This window comes from Ekhidna sp. (assembly GCF_040220215.1).
In the GTDB taxonomy this organism is placed as follows: domain Bacteria; phylum Bacteroidota; class Bacteroidia; order Cytophagales; family Cyclobacteriaceae; genus Ekhidna.
Genome location: NZ_JAVJTR010000001.1, coordinates 1 through 15,227, shown reverse-complemented (window position 1 = coordinate 15,227; position 15,227 = coordinate 1). Strand labels below are relative to the sequence as shown.

Annotated in this window: 17 protein-coding genes; 15 read left to right on the top strand and 2 right to left on the bottom strand. The window is 40.3% G+C overall.

The window, feature by feature from the left end; all coding sequences use genetic code 11:
- The first annotated feature begins 29 nt into the window (after positions 1 to 29).
- The 14 genes from atpB to RIC88_RS00020 all read left to right on the top strand — a co-directional run bounded on the left by atpB (position 30) and on the right by RIC88_RS00020 (position 11,520).
- Entirely contained in the window at positions 30 to 1,064 is a 1,035-nt protein-coding gene (atpB, locus tag RIC88_RS00085; RefSeq protein ID WP_350215282.1) for a F0F1 ATP synthase subunit A, read from the top strand.
- A gap of 35 nt (positions 1,065 to 1,099) precedes the next feature.
- A complete protein-coding gene (atpE, locus tag RIC88_RS00080) occupies positions 1,100 to 1,306 on the top strand; it encodes an ATP synthase F0 subunit C (RefSeq protein WP_350215280.1) in 207 nt (68 codons plus the stop codon).
- Positions 1,307 to 1,391: 85 nt separating this feature from the next.
- A complete protein-coding gene (locus RIC88_RS00075) occupies positions 1,392 to 1,886 on the top strand; it encodes a F0F1 ATP synthase subunit B (RefSeq protein WP_350215278.1) in 495 nt (164 codons plus the stop codon).
- Positions 1,887 to 1,888: 2 nt separating this feature from the next.
- Positions 1,889 to 2,428: an ATP synthase F1 subunit delta gene (gene atpH / locus RIC88_RS00070; RefSeq protein WP_350215276.1), complete on the top strand. Its 540-nt coding sequence runs from the start codon at positions 1,889 to 1,891 to the stop codon at positions 2,426 to 2,428.
- A 39-nt stretch (positions 2,429 to 2,467) separates the two neighbouring features.
- Positions 2,468 to 4,048: a F0F1 ATP synthase subunit alpha gene (gene atpA, locus RIC88_RS00065; RefSeq protein ID WP_350215275.1), complete on the top strand. Its 1,581-nt coding sequence runs from the start codon at positions 2,468 to 2,470 to the stop codon at positions 4,046 to 4,048.
- An 8-nt stretch (positions 4,049 to 4,056) separates the two neighbouring features.
- On the top strand, positions 4,057 to 4,944 hold the full coding sequence (atpG, locus tag RIC88_RS00060) for an ATP synthase F1 subunit gamma (RefSeq protein ID WP_350215273.1): 888 nt from the start codon (positions 4,057 to 4,059) through the stop codon (positions 4,942 to 4,944).
- On the top strand, positions 4,944 to 5,732 hold the full coding sequence (locus tag RIC88_RS00055; RefSeq protein WP_350215271.1) for a UbiA family prenyltransferase: 789 nt from the start codon (positions 4,944 to 4,946) through the stop codon (positions 5,730 to 5,732). The genes atpG and RIC88_RS00055 overlap by 1 nt, the downstream gene beginning before the upstream one ends.
- Positions 5,723 to 6,325 carry a class I SAM-dependent methyltransferase gene (locus RIC88_RS00050; RefSeq protein WP_350215269.1) on the top strand — a complete coding sequence of 201 codons (603 nt, stop codon included), beginning with the start codon at positions 5,723 to 5,725 and terminating at the stop codon, positions 6,323 to 6,325. Before RIC88_RS00055 ends, RIC88_RS00050 begins: the two co-directional genes overlap by 10 nt.
- Positions 6,326 to 6,351: 26 nt before the next feature.
- A complete protein-coding gene (locus tag RIC88_RS00045) occupies positions 6,352 to 6,909 on the top strand; it encodes an RNA polymerase sigma factor (RefSeq protein WP_350215268.1) in 558 nt (185 codons plus the stop codon).
- Positions 6,899 to 7,378, top strand: coding sequence for a hypothetical protein (locus tag RIC88_RS00040; protein ID WP_350215266.1), 480 nt, complete (start codon positions 6,899 to 6,901; stop codon positions 7,376 to 7,378). Before RIC88_RS00045 ends, RIC88_RS00040 begins: the two co-directional genes overlap by 11 nt.
- Complete coding sequence (locus tag RIC88_RS00035; protein ID WP_350215264.1) at positions 7,362 to 8,465, top strand: hypothetical protein; 1,104 nt, start codon at positions 7,362 to 7,364, stop codon at positions 8,463 to 8,465. Before RIC88_RS00040 ends, RIC88_RS00035 begins: the two co-directional genes overlap by 17 nt.
- A gap of 23 nt (positions 8,466 to 8,488) precedes the next feature.
- A complete protein-coding gene (locus RIC88_RS00030) occupies positions 8,489 to 8,998 on the top strand; it encodes a hypothetical protein (RefSeq protein WP_350215262.1) in 510 nt (169 codons plus the stop codon).
- A 2-nt stretch (positions 8,999 to 9,000) separates the two neighbouring features.
- Entirely contained in the window at positions 9,001 to 9,654 is a 654-nt protein-coding gene (locus tag RIC88_RS00025) for a hypothetical protein (protein ID WP_350215260.1), read from the top strand.
- A 45-nt stretch (positions 9,655 to 9,699) separates the two neighbouring features.
- On the top strand, positions 9,700 to 11,520 hold the full coding sequence (locus tag RIC88_RS00020; RefSeq protein ID WP_350215258.1) for a sensor histidine kinase: 1,821 nt from the start codon (positions 9,700 to 9,702) through the stop codon (positions 11,518 to 11,520).
- Here RIC88_RS00020 and RIC88_RS00015 read toward each other — a convergent pair.
- Together RIC88_RS00015 and RIC88_RS00010 are read right to left on the bottom strand one after the other, a co-directional pair.
- A complete protein-coding gene (locus tag RIC88_RS00015; RefSeq protein WP_350215256.1) occupies positions 11,495 to 12,685 on the bottom strand; it encodes a THUMP-like domain-containing protein in 1,191 nt (396 codons plus the stop codon). The two genes, RIC88_RS00020 and RIC88_RS00015, sit on opposite strands and share 26 nt — an antisense overlap.
- Positions 12,686 to 12,687: 2 nt before the next feature.
- Positions 12,688 to 13,680, bottom strand: coding sequence for an aspartate-semialdehyde dehydrogenase (locus RIC88_RS00010; RefSeq protein WP_350215254.1), 993 nt, complete (start codon positions 13,678 to 13,680; stop codon positions 12,688 to 12,690).
- Positions 13,681 to 13,742: 62 nt separating this feature from the next.
- Here RIC88_RS00010 and RIC88_RS00005 point away from each other — a divergent pair.
- Positions 13,743 to 15,227, top strand: a 1,485-nt coding sequence (locus RIC88_RS00005) for a lamin tail domain-containing protein (RefSeq protein ID WP_350215252.1), incomplete at its 3' end; no start/stop codon positions are given.

Below are 15,227 nucleotides of genomic sequence, written 5' to 3'. Positions count from 1 at the left end.
CGAACGAATATCCGATGAAAATAGGCTCAATGTCGAAGCAATCTAACTTTCTGAAAATCAACAGGTTTTTCATAATTATTATGTTGATTATGCCAGGTCTTTTATTCGCTGGTGGTGGTTCAGAAAAGGACGGTGAAGGTGAGACTTTTAATCCAAGTGGTTTGATTGATCATCACATTTCTGACTCTCATGCATGGGAAATTTTTCACGGGATGATGGTGCACCTTCCGGTGATCGTTTATTCTGAAGAAAAAGGGTTGGATGTATTTTCGTCTGCTAACTTTTATGGTGAGCATGGCGAGATGAAACCTTACAACGGATATGTGATGGATCACGAACACATAACCCTGGAAAATGGCGGACATGTGTTTGATATTTCCCTTACGAAAAACGTCTTGTTCTTGTTAATCGATGCTGCCCTGTTAATCTTGATCTTTACAGCAGTAGCAAGAGGATATAAAAAGAATGAAGGAAGAGCTCCAAAAGGAATCCAATCATTCTTTGAGCCGATCATCATTTTCATAAGAGATGATATTGCCAAAGACAACATCGGGAAGAAGTACGAAAGATTTATGCCTTTCCTACTTACTGTGTTTTTCTTCATCTGGTTTGGTAACATGCTTGGCCTTTTGCCAGGAGCAGCTAACCTTACCGGAAATATTTCAGTAACACTTGTTTTGGCCGGGTTGACGTTATTGTTCACCCTCTTCTCAGGCAGACAAACCTACTGGTTACACATTGTGGACCCATTAGGAAAATCCATGCCATGGGCAGGCAAATTACTATTGTATATAATTCTATGGCCGGTTGAGATCATTGGTATTTTCACTAAACCATTTTCACTAATGGTTCGATTGTTTGCCAACATCACAGCAGGTCACATTTTGATATTAAGTATTCTAAGTCTTGTATTCATTACTCAAAGTTTGGCAGTAGGTATGGCGGGAGCAGTGTTTGCCACCATCATGAATATGCTTGAACTTTTTGTGGCTGTTTTGCAGGCTTACGTATTTACGCTTCTTTCTGCCATGTACTTCGGTCAGGCGGTAGAGGAGCACCATTAATTAAAACCAATTTTTAAACAATAAATAAATTTATCATGGGAGCAATTGGAGCAGGTTTAGCAGTACTTGGAGCAGGTCTTGGTATCGGTATGATCGGTAAAGGAGCTACAGAAAGTATTGCACGTCAGCCTGAAGCAGCTGGTAAAATCCAAACAGCAATGATTATCGCAGCGGCACTTATTGAAGGTGTTGCTCTTTTCGCAGCTGTAATTGGCCTATTGGCTGTAAACGCGGGAGCATAAGATTTCCGAAAAGACTTGGCTATGACCACATTAGGTGGCATGGCCAGGTTTTTATTAAAGACATTTACTTTTAAAAATATATATCGTGGAACTAGTTACCCCCGACATTGGACTGATCATTTGGCAATTGATCGTATTCCTGATCGTATTGATCATCCTTCGAGCATTCGTTTGGAAACCCATTTTAGGCGCCCTGAAAACGCGTGAATTTCAAATAGAAGATTCTCTTCGGGCTGCAGAGCATGCGCAGGAAGAGATGAAGCAAATCAAGGCCGATAATGAATACCTACTTCAGGAAGCACGAATTGAGCGAGATGCCATTTTGAAAGAAGCACGAGATGAAGCTACTCGTATCGTGGAGCAGGCTAAATCAGAAACTTCTGACATTACATCAAAGATGATTCAAGAAGCGAGAGAAGCCATTGAGGTTGAGAAGAAAGCTGCATTAACAGAAGTTAAAAATTTAGTGGCTTCATTATCACTGGAAATCGCAGAAAAAGTGCTTCGGGAAAAGCTTTCTGATGATAAGTCCCAAAAAGCATTGGTTGATAAATTTATCAAGGACGTAAAAGTTAATTAAGAATGTCTGCAGGCAGAATAGCGGTTCGTTATGCAACACCAATCTTAGAATTGGCAGAAGAGAAAAAGATCCTTGATAATGTCAAGGAAGACATGGATGTTTTTCTTGCTGTTTGCGAGGAGAACAAGGATTTCGCATTGATGCTAAAGAGTCCAATTATTTCACACCTGAAGAAGGCTGAGATTCTCAAAAAAATCTTTACAGGAAAAGTAAACGAACTAACTCTACAGGCCTTCGATATTGTTACTCGTAAGAACAGAGAAAGTTTACTTGATAAAATCGCTGAAGAATTCCTTCATTTATATAATGTGAAGAAAGGACTTGAGGAAGTATCTGTAACCACCAGCATTGAGCTGGATGCGGATATGAGAAAGGCATTTGAGAAGTTGGCAAAAGAAATTTCTGGTAAAGAACCACTTTTGAAAGAAAAAGTAGATCCTGAGATTGTGGGAGGTTACATCCTTAAAATGGGCGATCGTCAGCTTGACGATAGTGTAAGTGGACAACTGAAAGATATAAAACTGAAATTTTCGAAAAAATAAATAACTACAGTCCCGCCTGCGGGATAAACAAATAAAATTATGGCACAAGTAAGACCTGATGAGGTTTCAGCAATTTTAAGAGAACAGCTTTCTGGTCATAAGACCCAGGCTGAGCTTGAAGAAGTAGGTACCGTACTACAAGTAGGTGATGGTGTAGCCAGAATCTACGGATTATCCAATGCTCAAGCTGGAGAACTTCTAGAATTTGAAAATGGCTTAAATGCCCTTGTACTTAACCTTGAGGAAGATAACGTAGGAGCAGTGCTTCTTGGAAAGTCAAGTGGGATCAACGAAGGAGATACCGTAAAAAGAACTGGTAAGATTGCTTCGATCAAGGTTGGTGATGGCATGTGCGGTCGAGTGGTGGATACTTTGGGTATGCCCATCGATGGAAAGGGACCAATTTCAGGTGAAACTTTCGAAATGCCGCTTGAAAGAAAAGCCCCTGGAGTAATCTTCAGAGAGCCGGTAAGTGAGCCGCTTCAAACAGGTATTACTGCGATTGACTCAATGATCCCTGTGGGAAGAGGTCAGCGAGAGTTGGTGATTGGTGACCGTCAGACAGGTAAGACTGCTGTGGTAATTGATACGATCATTAACCAAAAAGAATTTTACGACAAAGGAGAGCCGGTATTCTGCATTTATGTGGCAATCGGGCAGAAAGCTTCTACGGTAGCAGGTATCGTTGCTCAGCTTGAGAAAGCTGGCGCAATGGCTTACACGGTAATAGTTAATGCTTCTGCCTCTGATCCTGCTCCAATGCAATTCTATGCTCCTATGACAGGTGCAGCGATTGGTGAGTACTTTAGAGATACCGGACGACCTGCTTTAGTTGTTTATGATGACCTTTCCAAGCAGGCTGTTTCTTACCGTGAGGTTTCTCTTCTACTAAGAAGACCTCCGGGACGTGAAGCATACCCTGGTGATGTATTCTACCTTCACTCAAGACTATTAGAGCGTGCGGCGAAAGTGATTAATGACGATTCTATCGCGCAGCAAATGAATGACCTTCCTCCTTCTTTGAAGGGAAAAGTTAAAGGTGGTGGATCATTGACAGCTCTTCCGATTATTGAAACACAAGCAGGTGACGTTTCAGCATATATTCCTACCAACGTAATCTCGATTACAGATGGTCAGATCTTCCTTGAGACAAACTTGTTTAACTCAGGTATTCGTCCTGCGATTAACGTTGGTATCTCGGTATCTCGAGTAGGTGGTAACGCTCAGATTAAATCCATGAAGAAAGTTGCCGGTACGTTGAAGTTGGATCAGGCACAGTTCCGTGAACTTGAAGCATTTGCTAAGTTTGGTTCTGACCTTGATGCTGCTACTCAGCGAACCATTGACAGAGGTAGAAAAAACCAGGAAATCTTGAAGCAGCCACAGTTCTCTCCGGTTCCGGTTGAAGAGCAGGTAGCAATAATTTATGCTTCTACGAAAGGATTTTTGGATCCTGTTCCTGTGAACAAAGCGAAGGAATTCCAAACTGAATTTATTAACGCAATGAGAACTACTGGTAAGAATGCTTTGGCAGACTTTAAAGCTGGTAAACTAAGCGAAGAGGCTGTTGCTAAAACAGAAGAGATCGCTAAAGACATTGCTTCCAGATATAAAAAATAAGGAGATAGATGGCCAATCTTAAAGAAGTAAAAGGTAGGATTCAGTCGGTTGTTTCGACACAGCAGATCACTAAAGCCATGAAAATGGTGGCAGCTGCAAAGTTGCGACGAGCGCAGGATCGTATCATTCAAATGAGGCCATATTCCCAAAAGCTTTCTGAGATTATTCAGAATGTTTCTGCTGGTGGTACGGATGCTGGTGACAATCCATTTTCTGAAGAGCGAGCTATTGAGCGAGTATTGATCGTTGTGGTTTCTTCTGACAGAGGTTTGTGCGGTGCGTTCAATAGTAGCGTTTTCAAGGCTACAAAAGCATTAATTGCTGAAAAATACAGTCATGCAGAGACAAGCGGGAATTTGGAAATTTTGCCAATTGGTAAGAAGGCCTTTGAGCATTTTGCTAAGAGAAAATACAATGTAATCAAGACCTACTCTCACCTGATTGAGAAGCTGAACTTTGCAGATGCAAAAGAGGCTGCTGAGATGGTGATGGCAGCCTACCTGGATGGGAAGTATGATCGTGTGGATATTGTTTACAATGAATTCAAAAACGTAGCGACTCAGATTATTAAGAAAGAGCAGTTTCTTCCGATTCAGGAAATTGAAACGGAAGAGATAGATGATCTTAGAGAAATCGATTATATCTATGAGCCGTCTAAAGAATTTATTTTCGATGAGCTTGTACCTAAGTCTCTAAAGATTCAGTTCTACAAGACTTTGCTGGAGTCCAATGCTTCAGAGCATGGAGCTAGAATGACAGCCATGGATAAAGCAACTGAGAATGCGGATGATCTTTTGAAGGAGCTTCGATTGACTTACAACCGAACTCGTCAGGCAGCTATTACCAAAGAGATTCTCGAGATTGTTGGTGGTGCCGAGGCGCTAGCTCAAGGGTAATGATCAGTCGAGCATATCGTGCTGCTCAAATTTTATCTATAGACATTGTAATCGGAGTAGTTATTCTACTCCGATTTTTTTGTGCCCAATTTCAGGTATCTCCCGGCTGGGAGGTGTATGTACTACTAGGGGGAGCTGTCTGGCTCATCTATACAGCAGATCATCTGAGAGATGCGGAGAGATCAGTGAAATCAAAGCGTGAGCGATACATATTTCATCGGAGGCATAGAAAAGCATTAGTGCTGATAGCGCTTTCTGTATTGATGCTCATAACACCGCTTATCTTTTTCATCCCTATTATTCTTTTCTTAGGTGGGCTTGCCCTAACGGTTTTCTCATTTATCTACCTACTGATCCAACACAAACTGTCAAAGTCTTTTTCCAAAGAACTGTATGTTGCCATTGTTTATTCGTTTGGGATTCTAATGGTTCCGATGCTGCTCAACCAATCTTTTGAGTGGGGAACCTTTATTCTTTTATTCCTTTTGACCTTTACCAATTTGATCATTTTTAGTCGATACGAGAGAGAAGAAGATGAAATTGATGGTTTTAATTCGATAGCAACCCAACTCTCAGAAAATAACTTGAAGAGGTTGATATTAGCTTTATTGTCAGTAGGTCTTGCGCTCTCATTGCTCACTTTCAATACACTCCACCTTTATTTTTTTGTAGGGTTTTCTATTTATGCAATGATGTTGATCTTTCCCGTAAGTTTTAAGAAAAACCATCTGTATAGAACAGTTGGCGATGGCGTATTTTTATTGCCAATTCTGTTCGAATGGCTGTAAACGATTTCAATTTCATAGCTCCTTTTTATGATGTTCTGGCCAGAATTGTTTTTGGAAATGCAATCCTGAAAGCTCAGACCACACACCTATCAGAAATTAATGAAAATGATCAAGTTCTGATTCTTGGTGGCGGTACTGGGAAGCTACTCGAACACATTCCTTTTTGTGATAGGGTTGACTATGTTGAGAAATCTGAGAAAATGATTCGAATAGCAAAAAGACGGTTGGTGAATAGGTCAGTCAATTTTGTAAATCACGATTTTTTAAATTGGAAATCTGCTACCACTTATGATGTAATCGTTTGCCCGTTCTTTCTGGATTGTTTTGATAGAACTAATCTTAAGTTGGCTATCAATAAATGTAATCAGCTAACAAAAGATGGAGGAATACTTATTGTTTCAGACTTTGAAAAAGCCGCCTCAAGTAGAGTTCTGCAAGGGATTATGCACTTATTTTTCAGTCTTATATCTAATCTCGAGTCAAAAAACCTGAAGAAAATTGATGATTTTGTCATTTCAGGTGGTTTCCAGCTTATTGATGAAAAATTTTTACATCGAAATCAGCTTTTTTCTCGTCTTTATAGAAACCTTTGAAAAAAAGGACTGTCTTTTAATAGATCGTGAGCACGACACAGACCATTCATAAGCATCTGATTATTCAGAGCCAGCAGGGAGACCAGGCGGCAATGTCGTCACTTTATGGCCTCTACGCCAAGGCAATGTATAATATATGCCGCCGGATGATGGGTGATGAGGAAGAAGCGAAGGACTTGCTTCAGGAGTCGTTTATTGATGCATTCCAGAAGCTCCCATCGCTACGGGAAGTGAATACGTTTAGCTCATGGATCAAGCGAATTGTGATAAATAATTGCATCAATGCCATTCGCAAAAAGAAATTGGATACTGCTCAGCTGGAAGAGAATGCTGATTTTGTTGAAGAAGAGGAAGATGATTTCGAATATGCACAGTTTCAGGCATCACAGATCATGTCAGTGATTGATCTGCTCCCGGAAGGATGCAAGACAGTACTGAACCTGTATTTGTTTGAAGGGTATGATCATAAGGAAATAGGACAGATTTTAGGTGTATCTGAATCAGCATCAAAAGCGCAGTATTGCAAAGCGAAAGCAAGGATCAGAAAGTTATTAGTAGAAGAGAGGAGTCAAAATGCGGGATAATTTAAAGGATCATATTGAAAATCTCAAAGAGGATTTCGAACTGTATCCGTTTGATAGTGATAAGGAATGGACGAAGCTTTCCAAAAAAATTAAGCCGGAAAACGAGAAAAGAGACCCATGGAAAATTGCCGGCATAGCTGCATGTATAGCTGCCATAGTTATTGGGACAGTTTTCTATAAGAATCCGTCTGGCAAAGGGGGTAATGAAATTGCGGAGCTGGAGCAGTTTTACAATGGAGAGATCAACCAAAAAATCACTTTGATAAAAGGGCAATTGGAAGATGATCATATTCTACAGGACTTAGAAGATATGGATGCGGCATTCGCGGAGCTAAAAGCGGATCTTAATGATAATGTGGATAATCAGGAAGTAGTTAGTGCAATGATGGAGAATTATCGGCTAAAGCTTCAGATTTTGGAAGAGATATTAAACGAACTGGAAAAAGAGAAGCGTGAAGAAGTGCTTTAACATATTGATTGCTTTGCTAATAGCTACTCCACTGCTATCACAGGTTAGGCAGGAACGCGATTTTAAACGATCCTATGCTGTGCCAAAGAATGGTAAAGTGGAAGTGGTCAGCAAGTACGGTGAAGTAATCGTGCGAACCTGGAATCTTGATTCTGTCCGGTTTGAAGTAGTTGTGAGGGCAGAAGGGAAAAATTCGTCAGCTGTCGCAAAATCAATGGCTCGTGTGGATGTTAAATTTAGAAAGATCGGAAGTGTGATTTCTGCTGTAACGGAAATTAGCAGTGGAAGCGGATTTTTCGGAAGCGTGATGAGTGAGATCGAGGGAGCAATGGGAAGCAACAAGTTAAAGGTTGACTATCAGGTTTGGCTGCCTAAGGATGTCATGCTGAGTGTAGAAAACAAATATGGAGATCTTTATTTGACCAATCTTGATGGTCGTGTTGATTTAGATATTTCACATGGCGACATTAAAGCGAATGACTTGTCTCAATCTTTAAATCTGAAACACAGTTTTGGGAAGTCTTCTTTCGGAAAATTAAATGATGGAATTTTTACGCTGCGAGGTTCCGAGTTGAGTGTGGATGAAGCGAAAAATCTGAATATTGAAAGTGGTAGTTCTGAGATAAGAGTAGATAAAATCCAGCGGATTCAACTCAATTCGCGAAATGATAAAATCCATATACTGGAGGTCAATGAAATTATGTGTGAGGGATCCTTTACAAACCTGACGGCTGATTTATTAAAAGGATCTGCCAGGCTGGATTTTAGCTATGGAGATATTTTCCTGGGACGAATAGTTAAAGACTTTAACAGTGTAGATATCACCGGTAAATCCACTGACATTAATTTGATATTAAATCAAGCTTCTTACATCAAAACCTACATCAAAGGACCGGAGGATCGGATGATTTTGCCCAATAGCATGCTCACCATGCAAAAAGAGCAATTCATAGATGAAGGCAAAATTTCACTATCCGGTTTTGTAGGAAACACCAATACGCGCCATGGCCAGCTAATAGTAAAAGCTGACGGTGGCGAATTAATTGTAGCCATAAAAGAAACCCCTATTTTCGTAGATAAAGACTAACGCACCGTCACCACCGGAAGCCCATGAAGCAACTCATACTTGTCATTCTTATCCTTGTCACGTTCACAGCGACAGGTCAGCAGCTTTACGAAAAATCGTCCGGGATCAGACTGGGTCATACATCCGGGCTTACTTACAAAAAGTTCGTGACAGAGGATGAAGCGGTTGAGATGATTCTTAGTGGGAGAAATGAAGGGATGCAATTCACGGCACAATACCTTTTTCATGAGCCGATGGAGTTCTCTTTCAATGATCGATTTTACTTACACTACGGGATAGGTGGCCATATTGGCTATGAGAAGTTTGGCGACATAGCCAAAACACTTTCAAACGCAGAAGGCGATGCATTTATATATGAAGAAAAGAGTTTCTTTTCAATGGGGGTTGATGCTAGTTTGGGTATAGAATACAGATGGCTGGAAGTTCCTGCAACTTTTGGATTTGACGTCAAGCCCTATTTTAATTTTATTGGAATGCGTCACTCGAAGGCCAAGTTTTGGGATGCAGCCATTTCTTTTAAATACGTCTTTTGAGCATGAAGTACCTGATCCACATTTTGCTCATTTTAGTTTTCACTTCCGGTGCGTTTGGTCAGCGCTACATGGATACAAATGATCCCAATGATGAGGAGGTGAAATCACTTTTAAGTACGAAAAATGACCTCAATGCATTTGGTGCAGCAGACCTTAAAGTAGGAGATTTTAAAGGTGAGCGTGGATTATTGGTAGGAGCTTATGGAGGATTTATCATCAACAGAAGATACTTGTTTGGGGTTGCGGGCTATGGATTAGTTACTAAGGTAGAGTTCGAAGGTGTAGTGCCGGGAGCTACTGAACCAAAAAACCTAAATCTGCATGGAGGATACGGCGGAGTTTTAATTGGCGGTACGATAGCGCACAAAGAACTCGTCCATATAAGTATTCCAATTGTATTAGGAGCTGGTTCTCTTGAGGTGGTTGACAAAGATTTTTTTCTTAACAATCCTGCAGATTCTGAATTCACTATTGAGAACTCTGTTTTTTTTGTGGCTGAGCCGGGGATAGAGTTGGAATTCAACATCACGAAGTACTTTCGTCTGGGAGCCGGGATGACCTACAGATATATTTCAGGAACCGAACTTGAAAATGTTAAGGATGAAGATGTATCCGGCACAACAGCTATGATCAGCTTCCGTTTCGGAAGGTTCTGATTTATCTATCTTTGGTAAGTTTTAAAAACGAGCTATCTTCTACATGTGAAACTCACCAGGTTCATAGTACTCATATTTATAAGTTGCATTCTGATCCCAATTTTTGCTCAGGACGCAAACGATATTAAAAAAGAAATTTCCACTACCCTCTCAGAGGCCAGGGATAAAGTTTATGATGATCCGGGAGGTAGCTTGGAAAAATCGACTTATGCACTTGAACTTGCAGAGGAAATCAATGATGATTCCTTAAAGGCTGCTGCGCTAAATTTGATAGGAAATGCTCATTGGTCAATTGGCAACCAGATGAATGCGATTGAGTCACTGCAAAAGTCACTTCAGCTGTCAGAAATAAATAACTATGAAGAACTGGTAGCTAAAAACTACGGGAATATAGGAAACGTCTACAATGCGGTAGGCTTCAACCTCGATGCTATTAATTATTATAAACTAGAGCTAAGCATTCAAGAGCAATATCAGCAGCCAAGACGCTTGTTTGCCGTTTACAACAACATTTCAAAGGCTTACTTCAACCTGAGTCAATATGATTCTACCCATTACTATTTAAATAAGGCAGCTGATCAACTTGAGGAATCTTTTATTCACCTGTCACCCATTCTATATTCGAATCAAGCAGAAACTTACCTCAAACAAGGAAAATTAGAAATCGCGGACTCCTTGCTGGAGCTGACATATAGAACATCAAACAAATACGATAGTAAAAGGACAAGTTTGATTGCAAACCAGTTAAAGGCAGAACTTGAAAGAAAAAAAGGAAACCCTCAACACGCCCTTGAGCATGCAATTCTGGCAAGTGATATGGCCATGAAAATGGGAATTAAGGAGCTGATCTACCTGACCAGTAAAACAATGGCCAATTGCTATGGTGATTTAGGTGAATTTCAAAAGGCGTATAAGAATCAAATCCGCTATGAAACTTATAGGGATAGCGTTCAAAATGTGCAGGTTAGAAACGAACTGGAGCTACTGGCCTATTATCAGCGATTGTTTAGATTGAGAGTTTTAGAAGAAAAAAATCAAATCAGTACGGCGCTTGCCGATCAGCGCCAACTCATCATTCAGGGCCTTGTCGTCGCTCTCGTAATCGCAGCTATTTTGATTGCCATAATTTTTATGGTTGTGAGAGAGCTGGGTAGAAGAAAACGTGATCTGGAGAGGCTAAATACATTTAAAGCGAAGATTTTTGCCATTGTTTCTCATGACTTGAAATCACCCATACAATCGGTTTCTTCTGTCATAGAAATGTTCAACGAAAAGCTAATAAGCAGGGAAGAGATTGAGCCATTTATACCGGAGGTTAGAGAAAAAACGTCCAATTTGATGAGTTTGCTTAACAATGTTTTTCTCTGGGCAGAAGGTCAGATGGAGGGTGAAAACCTACAAAAAGAGACCTTTTCACTTCATTACGTACTTGCTGATTTAAAAAGTGAATTGAGTGACCGGTTAGAAGAAAAAGAAATATCCATTGATTATGATTCTGCCCATAATTTTGAATTGTACTCGAATCGTGGTTTAGTCAGGATACTTCTCAGAAATCTAATTGTGAATGCGATCAAATTTTCGAACAAGAAATCCCGAATAGAAATAAACTGCGTCAAGGGTCAGAAAACCAAGGTAATTGAAGTGATTGACAGTGGAATTGGCATGACGGCAGAAACACGCGAAGGCATTTTTAATGGCGAGTTGGATAGTACTGTTGGAACGGCCGGAGAAAAAGGAAATGGACTGGGACTTGCACTTTGCAATGATTTTGTAAAAAGTCTGGGGGGTAAAATGGAAGTAGAAAGTGTATATGGTGAGGGCTCAGTTTTCAGAATAATACTCAAGGATAAACCCGTCGAGCAATAAGCATTTTTGCTTTTTTCGATCCTCGAAAAGCGATTAATGAATACTCACCACCATCTTTTAGTTTCCACTTTTTCTTGATTTCAGCAGCTGTTAGAGGATGGTTTCTTGTAATCACGTTTATTTTTCCGTTGCTCGCATATTTAGATATACTCTCTTTGTTTACTTCTGCTAAAATCTCATACACCCTTCCTGGAAAATTTTTAGTTAAGTCATCTGTGGTATAAAGATGAGTGTTGACCGCCAACTTGTTTACTTGAAAGTCATTGGCAATTTTATTAAATGCACCTGCTTTCATGATCGAGGTATTGGGTTCTAAGATATATTGTTGAACATTACCAAGCGTAGTGTCAGAATCTTGTTCTTCTTCAATGGAAAACTTATAATCCGGCTGACCTGATTCCAGGTTTACACAAACGATCTGAGGAGTTCCCTCAAAACCAAAATCAATTAAAATTAGAAGCTCTTTACAGTCGTTCTTCACTGATACAACATGAATTTCTTTGATGTGCGAAATGGATTGTAGAATCGCTTTTATATCAAGCAGTGGCGAGTACTTTATAAGAGCGATCTTCCCTTTCTCGGATAGCTTTGGGAGTATTTCGATCAAATTGGGTGGACAATCTTCGATCCGAAAAACACGTTTTTTAGCCTGATCTCTGCGAGCCGGATCTATATAAAAGATGGTGTCATTACGATTGAAATATGTCAATTTTAAATACTCACTGGCATCTTCATTCACTATCTCAATTTGCCTTCCCAGTACTTCCGAATTGTGACGAAATACATCACATAGCTCATTATTTCTTTCTACATAGATGGTGTGTTCAAATGATTCGGAAAGCGCCAGGCAATCAATTCCCATACCTCCCGTAAGGTCAACGAGCTTTTTACCTGCAATCAACTTTTGTTTGTAGGCGCATGTTGCCTTTGAAGAAGCCTGTTCAATAGAGAGCGGAGGAGGCATAATCAATTCAAAATTGTCTGCCCATTGATCCAGCTTTCCTTTCGCTTTCTTTCTGGCTATTAATTGTGATGCAATGTCTTTGATTCCATCTTTAAACGCTATCGGCGGGTTTAAAATCAGTCTATTAGGATCAGCATCAACATTCTCTCTAATAAATTGCCTTACGTCATTTTGCTTTAGAAAATCTAAAAGAGCTGACATTTTTAATAAACCAGGCTATGCTCGAGCATATACTCTGCTATTTGAATGGCATTGGTAGCAGCCCCTTTTCTCAGGTTGTCAGAAACGATCCACATGTTCAATGTTTTGGCTTGTGTTTCATCTCTTCTTATTCTACCCACAAACACATCATCTTTATCATGAGCATTGAGTGGCATAGGGTATTCATTCTTTGATGGATCATCAACAATAGTAACTCCAGGGGCTTTTGAAAGGATAGAATAGACTTGCTCTAAGGTATATTCATTTTCAAACTCCACATTCACAGCTTCAGAATGGCCACCAACCGTAGGAATACGAACACAAGTTGATGTTACTTTAATTGAGTCATCGCCCATGATTTTCATGGTCTCCTTTATCATTTTCATTTCCTCTTTGGTGTATCCATTTTCCTGGAATACGTCAATGTGAGGCAAAGCATTCATGTCTATTTTATGCGGGTATACTTTTTTGATGTCCTTGCCTGCTCGCTCTCCTTCAAGCTGATCTACTGCTGCCTTACCTGAACCTGTCACAGATTGATAAGTAGAAACAACTATTCGCTTTATTTTGAAGACATCATGAAGTGGCTTCAGGGCTACAACCATCTGAATAGTCGAGCAGTTTGGATTTGCAATGATTCGGTCGTCTATACGCAACACATCCCCGTTAACCTCCGGTACAATCAATTTTTTGCTGACATCCATACGCCATGCGGAAGAATTGTCAATCACTACAGATCCAGCCTCAGCAAATTTGGGGGCAAATTCGAGAGAAACGGAACCCCCTGCAGAAAACAATGCAATATCCGGTTTAGCTGCGATCGCATCTTCCATGGAAATGATTGTGAATTCCTTTCCATTATAAGAGATTTTCTTCCCTACAGAACGCTCTGAAGCCACGGGTAAAAGCTCACCCAGTGGGAAATTTCTTTCATACATGATCTGGAGCATTTTCTGTCCAACAAGACCACTAGCTCCTACTACTGCAACTTTCATAATAGCTTAAAAACAATGTGAATAATGATTTAGAGCAAAACTACTACATTTAACCTGTGGCAATGAATAGAATTAAGAGAAGTCTATTGATCATTATTTACGTGATCTTTTGCGTACCTGTGTTCGGCCAGATTACAGATGATTTTTCAGATGGAGATTTTTCTGATGGAAGTCCATTAACATGGGTGGCATCACAAACCTCTGGTGGGGATGATTTTTTGATTACAAGTGAGGAAGTACAATCAAATGGGCCGTCAGCTAGTGGAGACCTTTATTTGAGCACAAACTTAGGAATTGACTTTGCAAATAATGATGTAGTTTGGACCTTTAGAGCAAGGTATGAAGGGGGAGCTCCAAGCGGAAGCAATAGGATAGAAGTATTTCTTATTAGTAATATCGAGGATGTCACAGATAGTCCATCTGGTTATTATATAGGGATGGGCGAGACTGGAAGCACAGATGGAATTGATCTATTCAAAACAGGGAGCTCAACAGCAATAATCAACGACGATAATGATTTGGTTGGGTCTGGAATTGATATCCATGTAAGAGTGACCAGATCCTCAACGGGTTTTTGGACTTTAGAGGCCGATGCTTCAGGTGGAGCTACTTTTACTGAAATAGGGACGGTGACTGATACTGATTTTACAACCGGTGATTATTTCGGTTTTTTGGTCACGCATTCATCAACAAGGTTTGATGATTATTTCTTTGATGATTTTACTCTTACCGCAACATCTGTAGCAGACACAGACCCACCCACAATACAATCAGTTACTGCTATTTCAGATACTGAGGTAGATATTCAGTTCAATGAAGATCTTGATCTAACTACTGCTCAAAACACATCCAATTATGCGATCGATGGCTCCATTTCGGTAACCAATGCAGTAATTGATGCGGACAATTCACTGGTGCATTTAACCACCTCGGAATTGACAAACGGCAACACCTACACAATCACCATTAACAATGTGGAAGATGTTAGTGGAAACGTCATTGCATCAAATAGCCAGGAGAATTTTGAGTATTTGGTGTTTGAAGAAGCTGAAGAGTTTGATGTGGTGATCAATGAGTTTATGGCAGCCCCGGGTAGTGGTAGTGGTGTGCCTAATGCAGAATATGTTGAATTATATAACCGCTCCTCAAAATTCATCAATTTGGAAGACTGGATAATCAGTGATGCAGCGGGTTCATCCTCAGCATTTATTGCTACTACATTAAGGCCAGACGAATACCTTATATTAACCTCAACAGGAAATGGAGCACTTTTCAATACTTACGGGGATGTTTTAGAAGTTTCCGGGTTTCCATCACTGAATAATGGAGGGGATGACATCACAGTTACGAATTCCTCAGCAGCTGTTATTCATCAGATGTCTTATACAAACGCAACGTCTCAAGTTTCCACCGAACTCATCAATCCCAATGGCCCGGACTATTCGGCAAACAATTATGGGCAGAGTACTGATCCGGCTGGCGGAACCCCGGGCGAACAAAACTCCATTTTTGATGACACACCAGATACTACACCCCCCTCGATCACT

What these genes read in the sequence shown, in the direction of transcription:
- atpB (WP_350215282.1), top strand. Translation starts at nt 30, where the DNA reads ATGTCGAAGCAATCTAACTTTCTGAAAATCAACAGGTTTTTCATAATT.
- atpE (WP_350215280.1), top strand. Translation starts at nt 1,100, where the DNA reads ATGGGAGCAATTGGAGCAGGTTTAGCAGTACTTGGAGCAGGTCTTGGT.
- atpH (WP_350215276.1), top strand. Translation starts at nt 1,889, where the DNA reads ATGTCTGCAGGCAGAATAGCGGTTCGTTATGCAACACCAATCTTAGAA.
- atpA (WP_350215275.1), top strand. Translation starts at nt 2,468, where the DNA reads ATGGCACAAGTAAGACCTGATGAGGTTTCAGCAATTTTAAGAGAACAG.
- atpG (WP_350215273.1), top strand. Translation starts at nt 4,057, where the DNA reads ATGGCCAATCTTAAAGAAGTAAAAGGTAGGATTCAGTCGGTTGTTTCG.
- RIC88_RS00055 (WP_350215271.1), top strand. Translation starts at nt 4,944, where the DNA reads ATGATCAGTCGAGCATATCGTGCTGCTCAAATTTTATCTATAGACATT.
- RIC88_RS00050 (WP_350215269.1), top strand. Translation starts at nt 5,723, where the DNA reads ATGGCTGTAAACGATTTCAATTTCATAGCTCCTTTTTATGATGTTCTG.
- RIC88_RS00040 (WP_350215266.1), top strand. Translation starts at nt 6,899, where the DNA reads ATGCGGGATAATTTAAAGGATCATATTGAAAATCTCAAAGAGGATTTC.
- RIC88_RS00030 (WP_350215262.1), top strand. Translation starts at nt 8,489, where the DNA reads ATGAAGCAACTCATACTTGTCATTCTTATCCTTGTCACGTTCACAGCG.
- RIC88_RS00025 (WP_350215260.1), top strand. Translation starts at nt 9,001, where the DNA reads ATGAAGTACCTGATCCACATTTTGCTCATTTTAGTTTTCACTTCCGGT.
- RIC88_RS00015 (WP_350215256.1), bottom strand. Translation starts at nt 12,685, where the DNA reads ATGTCAGCTCTTTTAGATTTTCTAAAGCAAAATGACGTAAGGCAATTT.
- RIC88_RS00010 (WP_350215254.1), bottom strand. Translation starts at nt 13,680, where the DNA reads ATGAAAGTTGCAGTAGTAGGAGCTAGTGGTCTTGTTGGACAGAAAATG.